Here is a 16149-nt window from a genome sequence, read left to right on the forward strand (position 1 = left end):
CAAAAATGGGTGGTCTTTAAGACCACCCTCCTTTACTTGAATTTTAGGAATAAAAATGTAAAAATTAAAATTAACCAAACATATCTCTGAATAAACCTTTTGCCCATTCTATATAAGCTTTGTAGTTTGATTCTGTAGCGTTTTCGTCAACTTTTGGATCCGCAAAGGAGAATCCTTTTTGAGGATCATAAGCGTATTTAACGTCTATCCATCCAGCTTTTTCTTTTTCAACAGCAGAATAACATAATGTTTCTGGAGATTGCCATGGAATATCTTTACCATTTAACTTAGCTACTATTAGTTTCGCAATGTAATGACCTTCTGAATTTGAAGTGTTTCCACTTTTTGAGAATGGCTGATTTCTTGCATCTCCTGTTACGTATACTCTTTCATCTCCCATAAAGTGATACTTCAACGGATCAATAGATGGCCATTTTTCACCTTTTTTAACAAGTCCAGCTTTATAAACAATTCCAGCAGCTTTACAAGTTGGATAAATACTTCCATCTGTAAAATCCAAATCTCCCCATTGTTCTGTAATAATTTTCTTTTTATACGTTGAGTGAGAAATTAATGCCATAATTAAACCTCACAGTACCTGAAAAAGCTATAACCTATTGCATAAGCATACAAATAGGAAAGAAGCGTTATACCTTTTCTCCATCTACTAAGAGCGTTAAATTGTTTTAACCTTGAAAATATGCTTTCAATAATCTGCCTCTGAGCTTTATCCTCTTTTGTCTCACATACGATAACATTCTCACATCCTCTATACCCTTTGTCCCCTATTACTTCAAAAAAGCTTATAAGTCTTTTAAACCAAATACTGGTTTTTGCTCTTAATCTAAAAGATTTAACTTCATGATAACTTGCTGGATGAAACCAAATATCATAAACTCTTCCCTTTGTATCACAAATTACCATAACAAGCACTCCATAGTATATCTCTTCAAATTTTACTCTTTTTTTGTAGTGTTGACTGTATAGATTTCTTTTTCTTCTTACCCAAAACATCTTTCCATTAAATCTCTTTATTCTCTGGGTTCTTGCTCTGTTTAAATTAGCTACTGGAAGTATTGTACCATCTACTATAAGTCTTGGTTTTTTATTAGATACCAAAACTTCTATAATTACAGACAGTATTCTCATTTGTAGATATATTCTAAGCAGTTCGTATATTCTTTTAATTCTTGACTTTCTAAATATGTGATAAGACTTTATAGAGTCATCAATAAATTGTCTTGCTATTTTCAAAACAGGCATTCCAGTCATGTATGATAAGATGAAAGCTGCTGCTATTTCTTCATCGGTAATTTTTGGTTTTCTACCAGCATTAGATTTAGCTGTATTTTTATAAAAAGAAACTTTAAATGATTGAAAATTTTTGAGAAGTATGTTATAAAACTTTTCCAGTTGCATTTTTGACCTCCCAAAAGTAGTTTGGGTATATTATAACCCGAGCTACTTTTGGCTTTTTATTAGAAATAAAATTGAAAAAATGAATTTCTCACTCAAGGTATTGTTCTGTAATAATTTTCTTTTTATTTACATCAACAGCTTTTATAGTTGTGTTTGGATAATACTCTATATAATCTTTTAGTTTGTCATAAGCAGTTTGGAACAGCTTTGCTTTTACAGGTGCTTGAGCATGTGGGTCTACAAGTACAACTTTACCTTTTATCTTGTTTTCTTTGAAGTACCATGCTATTAATGCAGCTCTTTCATATGGACCTGGTAAACATCTATAATCCATCCCTGGAGGTACTGTTAAAGCAAAAGTACCTTCTTCAAATTCCTGAATTTTTCTTTTTAATGCTAAATGCTCAGAACCTGGAATAAATGCAGCCGGATACCTTTTTCTTGCTATCTCAACATCCTTTGGATCTTTTATCCATTCAGAATATTCATAGGCTATACCAGGAGCAAGTACTAAGATGTCATAGCTAAGATATCCTTTGTCTGTATAAACTCTTCTTTTTTCCCTATCAACATCGTAAACGGTTGCATTACAGAAATGATATCCATACTTATCAGCAGGTTTTAAAAAGTCATGTATAAGGAACTCAAAAGGAAGAAGGTCAACTAACCATAAATTACTCGTTGGACAAGAGAAAAATTCCGATCTTTTATCAACCAAGACTACATCGATATTACTATCTTGAGTTTTGATGTACTTTGCAATAGTTAATCCTGACCAACCAGCACCAACAATTACAACTCTTGGAGAATTGGGACTTGGTTTTTGGAATTTAAGTTCTTCTTCCGAAACATGAGAAGCAAAAACCTTGTTAGAAAAGCCAGTTTCTAAACTTGCTGCAACAATTCCTACACCTGCTGCTTTGAATAAATCCCTTCTGTTTAAACCCATGAGAAATACCTCCTTTTACATTTATTTTTCATGACTTTGGGGCCCCACAAAGCCACTACTTTTATATTTATATTTATGATAATACCTGTGTAAGTTATTGTCAAATACATATTTTCCTTATAATTATTTTTATATGCTAATATCATGATATTAAAACTTTAGAATAATTACAAAAGACCAAAGTTTTTCATCTTGGTTCTAAGTTGTTTTCTTGATATTCCAAGTCTTTGAGCTGCTTTTGTTTGATTAAAATTTTCTTCCTGTAAGACTTTTAGTATTATGTTTTTTTCTATCTCGTAAAGATTTAAACTTTTTTCCAAATTTATCTCTGATACTAAAGGCTTTTCTTTTATTCTTTGAGGTAAATGTTGAGAGGTTATTATCTCTCCTTGGCAAAGAACTACTGCCCTTTCTATTATGTTTTCAAGTTGTCTCACATTTCCAGGCCAGTCGTATTCCATAAGAATCTCAAGAGCTTCTTCATCTATATCGTATATGTTTTTATTGTTTATCTTACTAAATTTCTCTATAAATCTTTTTACAAGTAGAGGAATGTCTTCTTTCCTTTCTCTTAAAGGTGGGATTTTTAAGTGAATTACGTTTATTCTATAAAATAGGTCTTCTCTAAATTCTTTGTTTTCTATCATCTGTTCAAGATTTCTGTTAGTTGCAGATATAACTCTACATCTCATCTTTATCAAAGATGTTCCACCTACTCTGTAAAACTCTCTTTCTTGTAGTACTCTTAAAAGTTTTGCCTGCATAAAAAGAGGCATCTCTCCTATCTCATCTAAAAATAAAGTTCCTTCTCCTGCTAACTCTATCTTTCCTATCTCTCTGTTTCCAGCTCCTGTATAAGCTCCTTTTTCGTGTCCAAACAGCTCATTTTCAAAAAGTTCTGATGGTATTGCAGAGCAGTTAATAGGTACAAAAGGATTTTTCGCCCTTCTTGACCTTTTATGAATAGCTTTTGCCACAAGCTCTTTTCCTGTTCCACTTTCTCCTTCTATTAAAATGTAAGACTCACTTTTACTAACTATTTCTATTTCGTTGAATAACTCTTTCATTTTTTTACTTTTTCCGATAATACCCTCAAATTCTTCTACTTCAAATGGGTTAGATTGTTTTTCTTTGTAAAACTGAATAAGTTTTATAAGGTTGTCTGTATCTATAGGTTTTGGTATGTAATGATTAGCTCCTTTTTTTACAGCTTCTACAGCTCCATTTATAGACCCGTAGGCTGTTATGATTATAAAAGGTGTTATACTATCTTTTTTTCTAAACGCTTCTAAAATCTCTATTCCAGTTCCATCTTCTAATAGATAGTCAGACAAGATTAGATTATAGTTATTTGTATTTAACTTTGTAAGAGCTTCTGACTTACTTTTTGCGGTATCAACTTCATAACCCTCTTTTGTAAGGACTGTTTTAATAATTTTTAAAATACTTTCTTCATCGTCTATCAACAAAACTTTAAACATCTTTATCACTCCTGTCTATTGGTATTTCTATAATAAATTTAGTGTATTTCCCATATACAGATTCAACATTTACAGTTCCACCGTGTAAAAAGATTATTTTATAAACCATTGGAAGTCCAAGTCCTGTTCCTTTTGGTTTTGTTGTGAAAAACGGCTTAAATATCTTTCCTTTGTTTTCTTCTTTTATTCCTATTCCGTTATCTTCCACTATTAATCTTATTTTATCTTTATTTTTCAAGAATCCTGTTGAAATTTTTATAACAGGGTTTTCTGTATTTTTTTCTCTTATTGCATCTATTGAGTTTAATATGAGGTTAACTAAAACTTGTTTAATTAAATTTTGGTCTATAAAGGTTTTTGGAAGGTTATTATCAAGTTTTAAATCTACCTTAATGCCGTAATCTTCACAGTCGTATATTAACAATGCGATAGAATTTTTTATAACCTCGTTTAAATCTTCTTGGGAAAATTTAGGTTCTATAAGTTTTGAGAAGTTTAAAAATGAAACGGTCATATCGTTTAATCTGTAGCTTTCTTCTTTTATGATTTTACCAAACTCTTTTATAATTTCATCATTTGCGTTGTTTTTTATGTAGTTGGCAGCGTTTGAGATTGAGTAAAGGGCATTTTTTATTTCGTGGGCAATCTTTGCACTCATCTCTCCCATTGCAGCCATACAGCTTAGGGTCTCTCTTTCTTTATAAGCCTCTTCAAGTTTATTTATGTAATCGTTTAAAGAAGAGAGCATCATATAAAAACTGTAAGTAAGATTTTCTATTTCATCTCCTGATAACTTTGAAAAAACTTCACACTTAGGACATTCTTTTATAGACTTTTCACCTAAAGAAAAAAGTATCTCCTTTCCATTTTTTGAGCTAAGCCAACACTCTTCTGTAATTCCTTTTACACAGATTACATCAGATTTAGTTTTTGGTTTAAACTCTACAGCTTCTTTAAGATTGTAAAAGCCAGTCCAAAAAAGGTTTAGTATACTTTCTTTTAGTTTTATAAGAGGATTTACTAAAACTGTTGAGATAAAGAAAGTTCCTAAAAAAGATGCCACTATTATAAATCCTACTATTAAAGAAAGAGGATAGATTATTTTCTTTATATCGTTGATAATGTCCTGTTTTATCTCTTTAATATCATACAGAACAACAACCTTTCCAACAGGCTCTGAGTCAACTGAAAGGTTATACTCTATTTTTTGTAAATCTTTTTGTGGAAAGTTAGACTCTGATTTACCTAAATACTCTAAATCTGTACTTCCTATTACTACTTCGTTTTTGTCTAAGATAAACACATTTTTAACAGATTTTACACTTTTTAAAAATCCTACCAACTCATCTATCTTTTCAAGATTTTTTACTATGATTTTATCTTTGTAGCTTTCTGATAGATTTTTAATGTTTTCTTCTAATGATTTTATTCTGTCTTCTAAAAGTCTTTCCTGAAAGTTATATACTGTAAAAAGTATAGACCCTACAAGGACTGCTAAAATGTAAACAGATATTGATAAAGATGTTTTTAACTTTATAGACAGATTATTTATGTACTTCATTTTAAAACAGGGAATAACATAAGGACTTTTCTGTAATTTTTTATAATTTCAAACATTTTAGGCTGAGGTTTTACAAATCCATCAACTTCCATCTGTTTTAAAGTGTTCTCATCTGCAGAAAAAATAGCATTTTCTATATCTTTGTAAAGTTTTTTATCGATGTTTTTTGAAACCATAATTATATGTCTTGGAAATGAAGGTGATTTTGCTATAACTTTAACATACTGCTGATAATCTTTTATACTCTCTTCTTTTACTCCCGCTACATCAGCTATAGAGGATATAAGGGCAAGTATAGCTCCTTTATCTGTTCCAGAGCTCCATATATTAATAACATCATGTTGAGTTATTCCTGCGTTTGCAAGCATGTAAAGGGGCATCACACAGTTGCTCATACATATAGGACTTCCAAGGGTTATCTTTTTACCTTTAACGTCTTCTATACTATTTATAGGACTGTCTTTCCTTACTATTAAAACACCGTTTTCTACCGCTTTACCGTTGATTTTCATTACAGCGACAGCTTCTACATTATACTGTTTTTTAAGCTCAAAATAAACAACAGAACATCCTACTGCTATCTGTGCTTCTTTCTTTTTAAACATTTGAAAAAGTTTTTCTATATCTTCTACTATTATCACATCAACACTTTTGTTTATCTTTTCAGACAGATACCTTGCAAAAACACTGTACCTTTTATACTCTTTTATAGGGTCTCCATAAGATAAAACTGCAAACGTTAACTTTTCTTGAGCAAAGGATGACGAAAGAAAAAGAAGCAATAAAATTAATACCTTTTTAAGCATAAAGATAATATATTATAAAAATGCCGAGTTAGCAAATACTTACATTATCTGTTGGTAAGCTTAGGCTTTTTACCAGATTTACAACTGTTTTATTTACTTTTGGAATGTATCCAACTTTTTCTCCTAACTTTACTATTGCACCGTTTAGAGCTTCTATCTCTGTTTTGTTTCCCGATAACAAGTCGTAATACATTGATGGATAATGGTCTTTTGTAGGTGGGATTAGTTTTGAGTAGAAAAATTCTATATAATCCTCAGCAGATTGAAAATTCAGTTGTATCTTGTTAAGTTTGCATACTTCAAAAATCTCTTTTATAATCTCATTCATTAATTCTCTTGTGTAAGGATTTTCTGCAAGTTCTCCGTATCTTTTCTTTAGTATTGCACCTAATGGGTTTAGGGCGCTATTGTAAAGTATTTTATCCCATAAAATCTTATACACATCTTTTGAAAAGGATGCTGGAATGCCAGAATGTTTTATAGTACAAACAACGTCAATAACATCTTTATCCTTAGCTAAATTTTCTGGATGTCCTATTCTAACGTCATCTGCGTTTACCGTAACTGTTGCATAACAAGGCTGATTTATCTTACTTCCAAATATAACTCTACCAAGCAAAACTTTTTCTTTCGGCAGATAATTTACAGCTGTTTCGTAGTTTCCATAACCGTTTTGAGTTAGTAAAACAAAAGTTTTGTCTTTGACTAAATCTTTTATAGATTTTACAGCTTCTTCTGTATCAAAAGATTTTACTGCAACTATTATTATGTCAAATTCTATATTTAAATCTTCTACTTTATCTACTATATCATCTAACTTTGCTTCGTGTACTCCCCATATACCGTCAACCTTTAGGCTTTCACAGTTATACTTGTTTTTATCTCTAACAAGTCCGTAGACTTTATGACCTGCTTTTTTTAAAAATACTGCAAAAACTGTACCTACTGCACCAAGTCCTACAATAAGTATGTTTTTCATTTTAGCTCTAAAAACCTTGCTATCTCGTTTAAATCTGGTGGTAGTTCAACAGGTTTTTCGCTTGCCTTTATTACAGTGTCAGGGTCTTTAAGACCATTTCCTGTTAGTGTACATACAATAGTTTCTCCACCTTTAAAAAGACCCTTTTTATATGCTTTTATAACACCTGCAATGGAAGCTGCAGATGCTGGCTCACAGAAAACCCCTTCTGTAGATGCTACTAACTTGTATGCTTGTAGTATCTCTTCATCTGATACTGCATCTATAAACCCATTACTCTCCTTTGCTGCTTGTAGGGCAGGTTGCCAGCTGTAAGGGTTGCCTATTCTTATTGCGGTTGCTATCGTTTGTGGATTTTTTATAGGAAAACCTTTTACGATAGGTGCTGACCCTTCTGCTTGCCATCCTATCATTCTTGGCGTTTTTTTAGCTTTACCAAGCTGATAGTACTCTTTATAACCTTTCCAGTACGCCGTAATATTACCAGCATTTCCAACAGGTATAAAATGAAAATCAGGTGCATCTTCAAGATAGTCCACTATTTCAAATGCAGCTGTCTTTTGACCTTCTATTCTGTAAGGATTAACTGAGTTTACAACTTCTACTGGGAATTTTTCTCCTATCTCTCTTACAATTTCAAGAGCATCGTCAAAGTTCCCCATCACAGCTATGATTTTAGCTCCGTAAACCATAGCCTGAGATAGTTTCCCTATGGCAACCGCACCTTTTGGTAGTAGAACGTAAGCTCTCATTCCAGCCCTTGCTGCGTAAGCAGCTGCAGATGCAGAAGTGTTTCCTGTTGATGCACATATTACAGCTTCTTTACCTGTTTCTTTTGCTTTTGATATAGCCATAGTCATACCACGGTCTTTGAAAGACCCTGTAGGGTTTAGTCCTTCGTACTTTAAATAGATTGTAAGATTTTTATCGGGAGCTATCTCTTTTGAGAGGTTATCTGCTTTTATAAGGGGTGTGTTCCCTTCGTGAAGAGTTATAATCGGTGTTTTATCACTTACTGGTAAGTACTCTCTGTAAGCTTCAATTATTCCATTCCATTTACATCCCAAGAAAATTTGCCTCCTTTATGTATTAGATTTTTGAAGTTCTTTCATAAGCTCTTCTGTTATTGGTCCTTCTGGACTTCTGTTTATGAATTGTTGAACGATAGGGTCAGGATGGTTCTTAATCTCTTGTGGAGTTCCTACTGCATAAATAACACCTTTGTGTATCATTGCTATTTTATCAGCTATATTAAAAGCACTTTCTAAATCGTGGGTAACAACTATAGAAGTAACTCCAAGCTCGTCTCTTAATTTTAAAATAAGGTTGTCTATCATTGCAGAGGTTACAGGGTCTAATCCAGAGGTAGGCTCATCGTAAAGTATAATTTCTGGGTCATAAGATATAGCCCTTGCTAGAGAGACCCTTTTTCTCATACCGCCTGAAAGTTGTGAAGGGTAAAGGTCTTCTATGTCTTTTAATCCTACTAATGCTAACTTTTGTGTTGCAAGTTTTCTAATCTCATGCTCTGGCATTTTCGTGTTTTCAAGGTAGTAAAAACCTACATTTTCCCAAATTTTTAAACTGTCAAAGAGGGCTCCTTCTTGGAAAAGATATCCTATCTTTTTTCTAAACTCTATAAGCTCAAAATCTTTTAGTGTTGTTATGTCAACTCCATTGACGTAAATCTTTCCTGATGTAGGTTTAAGAAGTCCAATAATGTGTTTTATAACTGTACTTTTACCGCTACCACTTCCCCCCATTATTACAAAAACTTCTCTTTCTCTTACCTCAAAACTAACATTTTTTAAAACTTCTCTTTTTCCAAAAACTTTTACTAAGTTTTCAACCTTTATCTTAACACTCAAACTAATTCCTCTTTTTTAGAATATAAAAATTATAACATCGATATGTCTATCTGATTAAAACTTTCTACTTGAGTATAAGGAAAATCTTTTACATACTCTGCATCGTTTGGTCTGACCAATCTAATGACTTTCATCCCAGCTTTAGCTGATGCCAGTATCTCATCTGGATTATCTGATAAAAATAATATCTCACTTGGACTTAATCCTATATTTTGTGCTATTTTTGTGTAAGAAAGTGAGTCTTTTTTGTTTCCAATGTTTGTATCAAAGTAGCCTGAAAATAGATAGTTTAAATCTCCGAAGTTAGTATTTGAAAAAAGCAGTTTCTGTGCCTTTACAGACCCAGAAGAGTAAATATACAGCTTAATTCCTTTTTCATACCACTCTTTTAATTTTTCGTAAGCATCAGGATAAACATAACCTTTTAACTCTCCAGACTTATAACCCTCTTCCCAAATAAAACCTTGAAGCTCTTTAAGGGGGGTTATTTTTCTATCTTCTTCTATCCATTTTTTTAAAGTTTGTATTATCTCTTCTAAAGATAACTCTCTTCCTTCTATTTTCTTAACATCTTCCAATATTTTTACTATCTGGGGATTATCTTTGTTTTTTAAAACAAACTCTTGAATCTTTTCGTAAGAATAGGGAAATAAAACGTCTTTTACAAAAGAGATTGGTGTTGTAGTTCCTTCTATATCGGTTAAAACAGCCTTAACCATCAACTACTCCTTTTAGTATGTTGTTATAGGGTCTTCTTCTATTTTTTTGTAGTTTTTAAGCACATAAATGTAATACTGTCTAACTTTGACTTCTCTATATTTTACATCATAGATAGTTTGGAATTCTACAGATTCAAAACCAGATTTAACTTTATCTGTAATAGGATGGTCTGCAACGTATATTCCCCAATATCCTTTGTTTTCATACTTTTCTAATCCTTCCCACAAATCCCACTGGTTCATTCTCCTGTCAACCCTTATGCAGTATACAAAAGGTTTTCCTTCCATATAAAAACTCAGCTCCGATGATATGTGGTAAGAGTCTGAAAAAACAAAACTTTTAGGATAATCTTTTTTTAATTTACTTACAAACGTTCCCAGCTCCTGCCAACCTACAAGTCTTTTTGTAGGGTCTATTTTAGGGGGTAGAAGAATTGTAAGCCCTACTTTATCTAAAAGTGGTGTATAAAAAAGAATAATGATAGACAACAAAGATAATGCCATAGGCATTATTGCTAATTTTAAAAATCTTTTATAAACATAGTATCCAGCTATAATGTATAAAGTAGAGTATCCAAATGCAGGCCAGTTTGCTTCAACATTTTTTTTCAAAGCCATAAACCCAAAAAATAGAAAAATTACTATTGGTGATAATGCTAAGTATATTAATTTTTCATCTTTTTCTTTAAATGGTTTATAAACAGAGTAAATAAAAAATGGCAGTAAAAATACAGAGTTGATACCAATCTGCCCCAGTATATAATCTCCAAAATGTTTAAAGTTTAACTCAAATCCTTGGTCTGTACCTGAGAGCTTCCCTACGTGTTTAAAACTTACAAAGTCGTTATTAAAGTTCCAATAAAGCACAGGCAAAGTAAAAAGTCCAGCTATAAAAATAGCTATGTAAAACCACTTCTCTTTAAATGTTTTCCTTGAAAAAAGTGTAAGGTAAATAAGCATTACATGAAAGAAAAAAACAACTGAATACTTAGATAAAAATCCCAATCCTGCAACTATTCCAGTTAAAATCCAGAATATTGGTTTATTTTCTTTGACTGCTACATAAAAAAGATAAGATAAAGCAAGATAAAAGAAGGCTAAAGGCGTATCAGTAAGAAATAAGATAGATGCTATGTCGTAGGCAGGTATAAAGTATATAAAAACAGAGTTAAAAAAAGCAAGTTTTTCATCTTTAAACAGATAAAGTGAAAATAAGTAAGTTGTTAAAGCTATCAAAAATCCTAAAATAATTGCGTTAATCCTTACTCCTATCTCTGTATCTCCTAAAATAGCTGTTGATAAAAAGTTTAAGTATGCTATCAAAGGTGGCTTTGAGTAGTAAGACAGGTCTAAAAACTTAGACCATAGCCAGTACTGTGCTTCTTCTGGTGATAAGTTTATGTCTCTAAACAGTACATAAAAAACTCTCAAAATTAAGACAGCTATGTGAAAAGCTAAAATTTTTTTAAGCATAATTTAAATTTTCCTGCTAAAATTTTAATTTAAATTGTTTATCTTTCATAAATAAAAAGCTTTGTATCTTTTAAGTCGTACTCTTTTACTAATTTTAATTTTTCTCTTTTTGTGCAGTCGATTAAATAATCCCAGTTATTTGTTAAGTGTGATTTTTTTATAACTTTGTTTAATTTTATATCTAAATATAAGGCAAAGACTTTTTCTCCATAACAGTCAAATGCTATATTTTTTGACTTACTGACTGTTTGGTATATATCTTCCGCTATTGCTTTTCTTGATACCTTTTTTTCCATATATAGAGGGATGCCTATAAACCCTAATAAAAATCTTACAAATACAATAAAAGTAGCAGAGATAAGGAATATTTTAATCCATCTATCTCTACCAATGTTAACTATTAAATAAGCAAAAATTATGGCGACTAGAGGAAATAAAGGCAATACATATCTTCCTGCACTTTTTGATATAAGAAAAGGTATGTAGTTAACTAAAACTAGTACTATTAAAATTTTTATTTTCGGGTCAATCTCAACCTTTTGATTAGCTCTATAAACAGATATTAAAAGCAATAATACAATAAGGCTTGATGGTAGAAGTTGTTTAAAGTTTAGGATAGGGAAAGATATTATATTGACTAGTCGATTTATTAAATCAGTATTCGTACTTGGATGCTGATTAGAATGTAGACCAATTCTAGCCAAACTCTCTTGAAGTAAAAAGTTTAAGTAATTAATAGATTCAGCGGTATTTATTATCCAAATGTAAGGGATAAAAAAAGCAAAAAGTAATCCTGCTAATAGATATAAATTAAAGATTATTCTAATACTCCTTAGATAAAGTATAAATCCGAAAATTGTTCCTAAGAAAAAGACTATAGAAGGAAAACCTTTTAATAAAAAGGATAGTCCAAAGATAATTCCTGCTAGGAGTAAAAAAATATTTTTCTTTTCATAAAAACCTATAAATAAACAGGTCATCATAAGGAAGATAAAAAATGTATATGTAATGTCTATTTCTGCCAGATAACCATACCAGAATATAACATCAAAGAAGGTTACAAACACAAGTACAGAAATTAAACTCAAATATCTATTTTTTAAAATCTTAAATGAAAAAAAGTATAACAGTAGAGAATTTAAACCTAAAAATGTTATAGTTACAAGTCTTCCCGTTAACTCATTCCATCCAAAAATAAAAGAGTATAAAACAATTAGCCAGTTAAATAAAGGTGGTTTTAAGTGATAATTCTCTCCTAAGACTGTAGGCTGTAGAAAATTTTTTTCTTGAAACATCTCGTATGCTATTAAAGCTCTAAGAGATTCTTCTCCTCTAAACTCTAGTATATGTAAGTTAGGAAATAGAGATAATAAAGCAAACAAAATTAGAGTAATTAAGATTTTCTCGTTCTTAAACCACATCCCAGCTTTTTGGAAGAAAATATTTTTATTTATAAATCTTGCAAGTTGTTTCATAAAATATACTCACTTATAATAAATTAAGTAAAGATATTATAAACAAAATTTAACTTTAACACACCTGAACATTTTCATTACAACCCTTGGACTGTTTGCAGAGTTGTAAAACCAAACCCAGATATTGAGCAATTAAAAAAATACGTTGATTATCTTGTATCTATTTCGTAAAGCATTACTGAAGTTAAAAAACGATTTTTAGAAATTAAATTAAAACTCATCCAAGTATTGTATCAAAATTGCCTTTTTCCTCATTTCTTTTAAAGTTTCTATATCATCAGTTGAGTTTATTTTAGCCTTTACATCTTCGGGCAAAACTCCAAACTTCAACTCAAGTATTTCAAATATAGAATCTTTTAGCCCTTGTTGTAGTCCTTGCTGTAATCCCTCTTTTATAAACTTTTCTTTCCCTGTCTTTAAAGCTTTTCCTATTCCTGGATAACTCTCTAACTCTTCCCACGTCCACTCTATCGTTATTGGCATCTCAAAATCCTCCTGCCTTATGTACCTCTTTATCTCTTCCTCTATATTATTCCTTATTTTACTTATTTCAAGAAACAGTGTAAATAACTCTTTCCTATCTTTCGGACTTGCTCTCTTTATCTCTTTTATTACATTCTCTACATAAAACCTTGGGTTTTCTATTTTACACAGTCCTGCAAGTAGTTTGTCTGTGATGTTTGGACTTGATACTAACTCTCTGCAAGGTACATCTTTCATATCTATCAATCTATATCTGTAAGTCCAGTCTGAAAACTGTATTTTGTCTGACATTTTTAAGGGTTCTTTTCCTATGTATATACATACTTGGACTAGGTCTTTTGGTTTGTATTTGTCAGTGATGAGATAAAAGTATTCAAACATTCTGTAAGGCATAGATGGGTCGTTGGTACTTTGGATTTCTATGTGTAATAAAGTATTATCTTCCAACTTAACAACTAAGTCAGCTTCTCTATTTTTAACGATTTTAAGGTCTGTGTCTTGAAGGAGTTGCCAGTTTATTTTTTTACCAAGGATTATTTCTATTAGTTTTGTAGCTGGTTTTTAAACAGATGTTTAAGTAATAGGTCGGTTTTTATTTTTTCCAATAGTTTATACTCCTACTTCTGTTAAACCACATGCCAGCTTTTTGGAATAAATATTTTTTCAAAAGTCTTTATTGCATACCTATCTGTCATTCCTGCTATATAATCAACAGCTGCTTGTTTTGGCTCGTAGCTACCCCATAAATTTAAGTACTTTTCATAGAATGGAATTTCGTAGTAATGTTTTTCGTAGTATTCAAAGAGAGCTTTTAGTATTCCTTTTGCTTTGTCAAGCTCTTTTTTTACAGGGTCTGCAAAGTAAACTTTTTCGTATAAAAAGTCTCTCAGTTTATACATAGCATCGTAAATCTTTTCATCCATAACTATGTATTTGTAATCGTTTTCTATGGTAGAGTTTATAATGCTTATAACAAGGGTTGATATTCTTTTAGATTTTGTATCGCCTAAGATTTTTACTACATCTTCAGGAATATCAGACTCTTTTACCAATCCAGCTCTTATGGCATCTTCTAAATCGTGATTTATGTAAGCTATCTTATCTGCTATTCTTACTATCTGCCCTTCCAAGGTTTTTGGCATGTTTCCTTCTGTTATTAAAGGTGATTTTCCTTTACTGTGTTTTAGTATTCCATCTCTCGTTTCTTTTGTAAGGTTTAAACCTCTTCCTTCATTTTCTAACTTTTCCACAACCCTTAAACTGTGTTTTGCGTGGTGATAGCTTCCACTTTCTTTTAGTATAAACTCTCCTGCGTGTCCAAAAGGTGTGTGCCCTAAATCGTGTCCGTAGCATATAGCTTCTACTAAATCTTCGTTGAGTCTTAGAGCTCTTGCTATAGTTCTTGATATTTGAGATACTTCTAATGTATGGGTTAGTCTTGTTCTGTAATGGTCTCCTTCTGGAGATAGAAAGACCTGGGTTTTATGTTTTAGTCTTCTGAAAGATTTAGAGTGGAGGATTCTGTCTCTATCCCGTTGGAATTTTGTTCTTACACTACATTCTGGTTCTTCTACATCTCTGCTTGCGTAAAGACTTTTAGCAGCTGAAGGGTGTAAGTACCTTATCTCAAATTCTTCTAAACTCTGGCGTATGTTCATATTAGCTCATACTTTATTAAAAGCTCTGCTATTTGAACTGCGTTTGTTGCTGCGCCTTTTCTAAGGTTGTCTCCTACTATCCACATAGATAGACCGTTTTCAAATCCAGCATCTTTTCTTATTCTTCCTACAAATACGTCATCTTTCCCTGCAACTTCAATAGGAACAGGATATACGTTGTTTATAGGGTCATCTTCTACTATTACTCCAGGAGCTTTCATAAGAATTTCCCTTGCTTCTTCTGCTGTTATAGGAAGTTCTGTTTCTATTGTGACAGCTTCGCTGTGTCCTACATAAACAGGGACTCTTACACAGGTTGGGGATACCTTTATGTCTGGCTCGTGCATAATTTTCCTTGTTTCGTTTATCATTTTCATCTCTTCTTTTGTGTAGCCGTTTGGTTCAAAGTTATCTATTCTTGGTATAACGTTAAAAGCTATGTGGTGAGGTAAAGCTTGAGGATAGTAGTATCTGCCTTCCATTACTGCTTTTGTCTCATTTTCAAGGTCTGCTATTGCAGTAGCTCCTGCTCCAGATACAGCTTGATAAGTTGCAACGATTATTCTTTTTATTTTTTTAACTTTATGGATAGGATATAAAGCAACTACCATCTGTATTGTAGAGCAGTTTGGGTTTGCTATTATACCTTTATGCCACTTTACGTCTTCTGGGTTTACCTCAGGGACTACAAGTGGAACATCTGAATCCATTCTAAAAGCAGAGCTGTTATCTATAACAACAGCTCCTTTACTTACAGCGATAGGAGCCCATTTTTTACTCCTTTCTCCACCTGCAGAAAACAAAGCTATGTCAATACCTTTAAAAGCATCTTCACTTACGGCTTCAACTTTATACTTAACTCCCATATACTCAACTTCTTTTCCCGCAGACCTTTCTGATGCTAAGAATTTTATTTCATTTATAGGAAAATTTCTCTCTTCTAAAACTTTAATCATAGTTTGACCAACTGCCCCTGTTGCACCTAAGATAGCTACATTGTAGGATTTCATGATGCCTCCTAAAAAAGTTTTGTTGTAAAATATTTTACAATACTTTGATTAATAAATTGGAGAAAATGAAGAAGTTATACAAAAACCCTGTTTTTATAATTGTGTTTCTTACATCTTTAATGGGCTTGCCTTTTTTAGTTTTTCTTATGGATAAGTATCTTTTAAACCTAAGTGAGCCTGTTTTATTTTTAGCAGAACTTAGTATAATAACTATGGGTATAACTTCTGCAACTATAATTCTTTTGTTTTTCTTTAAAAAATAAAGGGG

General features: G+C 31.8%; 16 protein-coding genes. 1 reads left to right on the plus strand and 15 read right to left on the minus strand.

What is annotated here, in order from left to right; genetic code table 11:
- Positions 1 to 70: 70 nt before the first annotated feature.
- From Q385_RS0103150 to Q385_RS0103220, 15 genes are all read right to left on the minus strand, one after another.
- Positions 71 to 580, minus strand: a complete 510-nt coding sequence (locus tag Q385_RS0103150) for an FCSD flavin-binding domain-containing protein (protein WP_028950273.1) — start codon at positions 578 to 580, stop codon at positions 71 to 73.
- Between the two features lie 2 nt (positions 581 to 582).
- Positions 583 to 1419 carry a hypothetical protein gene (locus tag Q385_RS0103155; protein ID WP_028950274.1) on the minus strand — a complete coding sequence of 279 codons (837 nt, stop codon included), beginning with the start codon at positions 1417 to 1419 and terminating at the stop codon, positions 583 to 585.
- An 88-nt stretch (positions 1420 to 1507) separates the two neighbouring features.
- Positions 1508 to 2368, minus strand: coding sequence for an FAD-dependent oxidoreductase (locus Q385_RS08825; RefSeq protein ID WP_037919573.1), 861 nt, complete (start codon positions 2366 to 2368; stop codon positions 1508 to 1510).
- Positions 2369 to 2535: 167 nt separating this feature from the next.
- Positions 2536 to 3849 (minus strand): sigma-54-dependent transcriptional regulator, encoded by a 1314-nt coding sequence (locus tag Q385_RS0103165; RefSeq protein WP_028950275.1) that lies wholly within the window; start codon positions 3847 to 3849, stop codon positions 2536 to 2538.
- Positions 3842 to 5410 carry a sensor histidine kinase gene (locus Q385_RS0103170; protein ID WP_028950276.1) on the minus strand — a complete coding sequence of 523 codons (1569 nt, stop codon included), beginning with the start codon at positions 5408 to 5410 and terminating at the stop codon, positions 3842 to 3844. Before Q385_RS0103170 ends, Q385_RS0103165 begins: the two co-directional genes overlap by 8 nt.
- A complete protein-coding gene (locus Q385_RS0103175; RefSeq protein WP_245596354.1) occupies positions 5407 to 6192 on the minus strand; it encodes a phosphate/phosphite/phosphonate ABC transporter substrate-binding protein in 786 nt (261 codons plus the stop codon). The genes Q385_RS0103170 and Q385_RS0103175 overlap by 4 nt, the downstream gene beginning before the upstream one ends.
- Positions 6193 to 6244: 52 nt before the next feature.
- Complete coding sequence (locus tag Q385_RS0103180) at positions 6245 to 7195, minus strand: ketopantoate reductase family protein (protein ID WP_028950278.1); 951 nt, start codon at positions 7193 to 7195, stop codon at positions 6245 to 6247.
- Positions 7192 to 8262: a threonine synthase gene (gene thrC, locus Q385_RS0103185; protein ID WP_028950279.1), complete on the minus strand. Its 1071-nt coding sequence runs from the start codon at positions 8260 to 8262 to the stop codon at positions 7192 to 7194. Before thrC ends, Q385_RS0103180 begins: the two co-directional genes overlap by 4 nt.
- 15 nt (positions 8263 to 8277) lie before the next feature.
- Positions 8278 to 9063, minus strand: coding sequence for an ABC transporter ATP-binding protein (locus tag Q385_RS0103190; protein ID WP_028950280.1), 786 nt, complete (start codon positions 9061 to 9063; stop codon positions 8278 to 8280).
- Positions 9064 to 9092: 29 nt separating this feature from the next.
- On the minus strand, positions 9093 to 9782 hold the full coding sequence (mtnC, locus tag Q385_RS0103195; RefSeq protein WP_028950281.1) for an acireductone synthase: 690 nt from the start codon (positions 9780 to 9782) through the stop codon (positions 9093 to 9095).
- A gap of 12 nt (positions 9783 to 9794) precedes the next feature.
- The gene (locus Q385_RS0103200) at positions 9795 to 11255 is read right to left on the minus strand and encodes an ArnT family glycosyltransferase (protein WP_028950282.1); all 1461 of its coding nucleotides are present in this window, start codon (positions 11253 to 11255) and stop codon (positions 9795 to 9797) included.
- A 38-nt stretch (positions 11256 to 11293) separates the two neighbouring features.
- Positions 11294 to 12730, minus strand: coding sequence for an ArnT family glycosyltransferase (locus tag Q385_RS0103205; RefSeq protein WP_245596355.1), 1437 nt, complete (start codon positions 12728 to 12730; stop codon positions 11294 to 11296).
- 210 nt (positions 12731 to 12940) lie between these two features.
- On the minus strand, positions 12941 to 13660 hold the full coding sequence (locus tag Q385_RS0103210) for an RpnC/YadD family protein (RefSeq protein ID WP_028950284.1): 720 nt from the start codon (positions 13658 to 13660) through the stop codon (positions 12941 to 12943).
- A gap of 179 nt (positions 13661 to 13839) precedes the next feature.
- Positions 13840 to 14871, minus strand: coding sequence for a deoxyguanosinetriphosphate triphosphohydrolase (locus Q385_RS0103215; RefSeq protein ID WP_028950285.1), 1032 nt, complete (start codon positions 14869 to 14871; stop codon positions 13840 to 13842).
- On the minus strand, positions 14868 to 15881 hold the full coding sequence (locus Q385_RS0103220; RefSeq protein ID WP_028950286.1) for an aspartate-semialdehyde dehydrogenase: 1014 nt from the start codon (positions 15879 to 15881) through the stop codon (positions 14868 to 14870). Before Q385_RS0103220 ends, Q385_RS0103215 begins: the two co-directional genes overlap by 4 nt.
- Positions 15882 to 15946: 65 nt before the next feature.
- Here Q385_RS0103220 and Q385_RS0103225 point away from each other — a divergent pair, with 65 nt between their 5' ends.
- A complete protein-coding gene (locus Q385_RS0103225) occupies positions 15947 to 16144 on the plus strand; it encodes a hypothetical protein (protein WP_028950287.1) in 198 nt (65 codons plus the stop codon).
- Positions 16145 to 16149 lie beyond the last annotated feature (5 nt).

Origin of the sequence: Sulfurihydrogenibium subterraneum DSM 15120 (assembly GCF_000619805.1) — a bacterium.
Taxonomy (GTDB): domain Bacteria; phylum Aquificota; class Aquificia; order Aquificales; family Hydrogenothermaceae; genus Sulfurihydrogenibium; species Sulfurihydrogenibium subterraneum.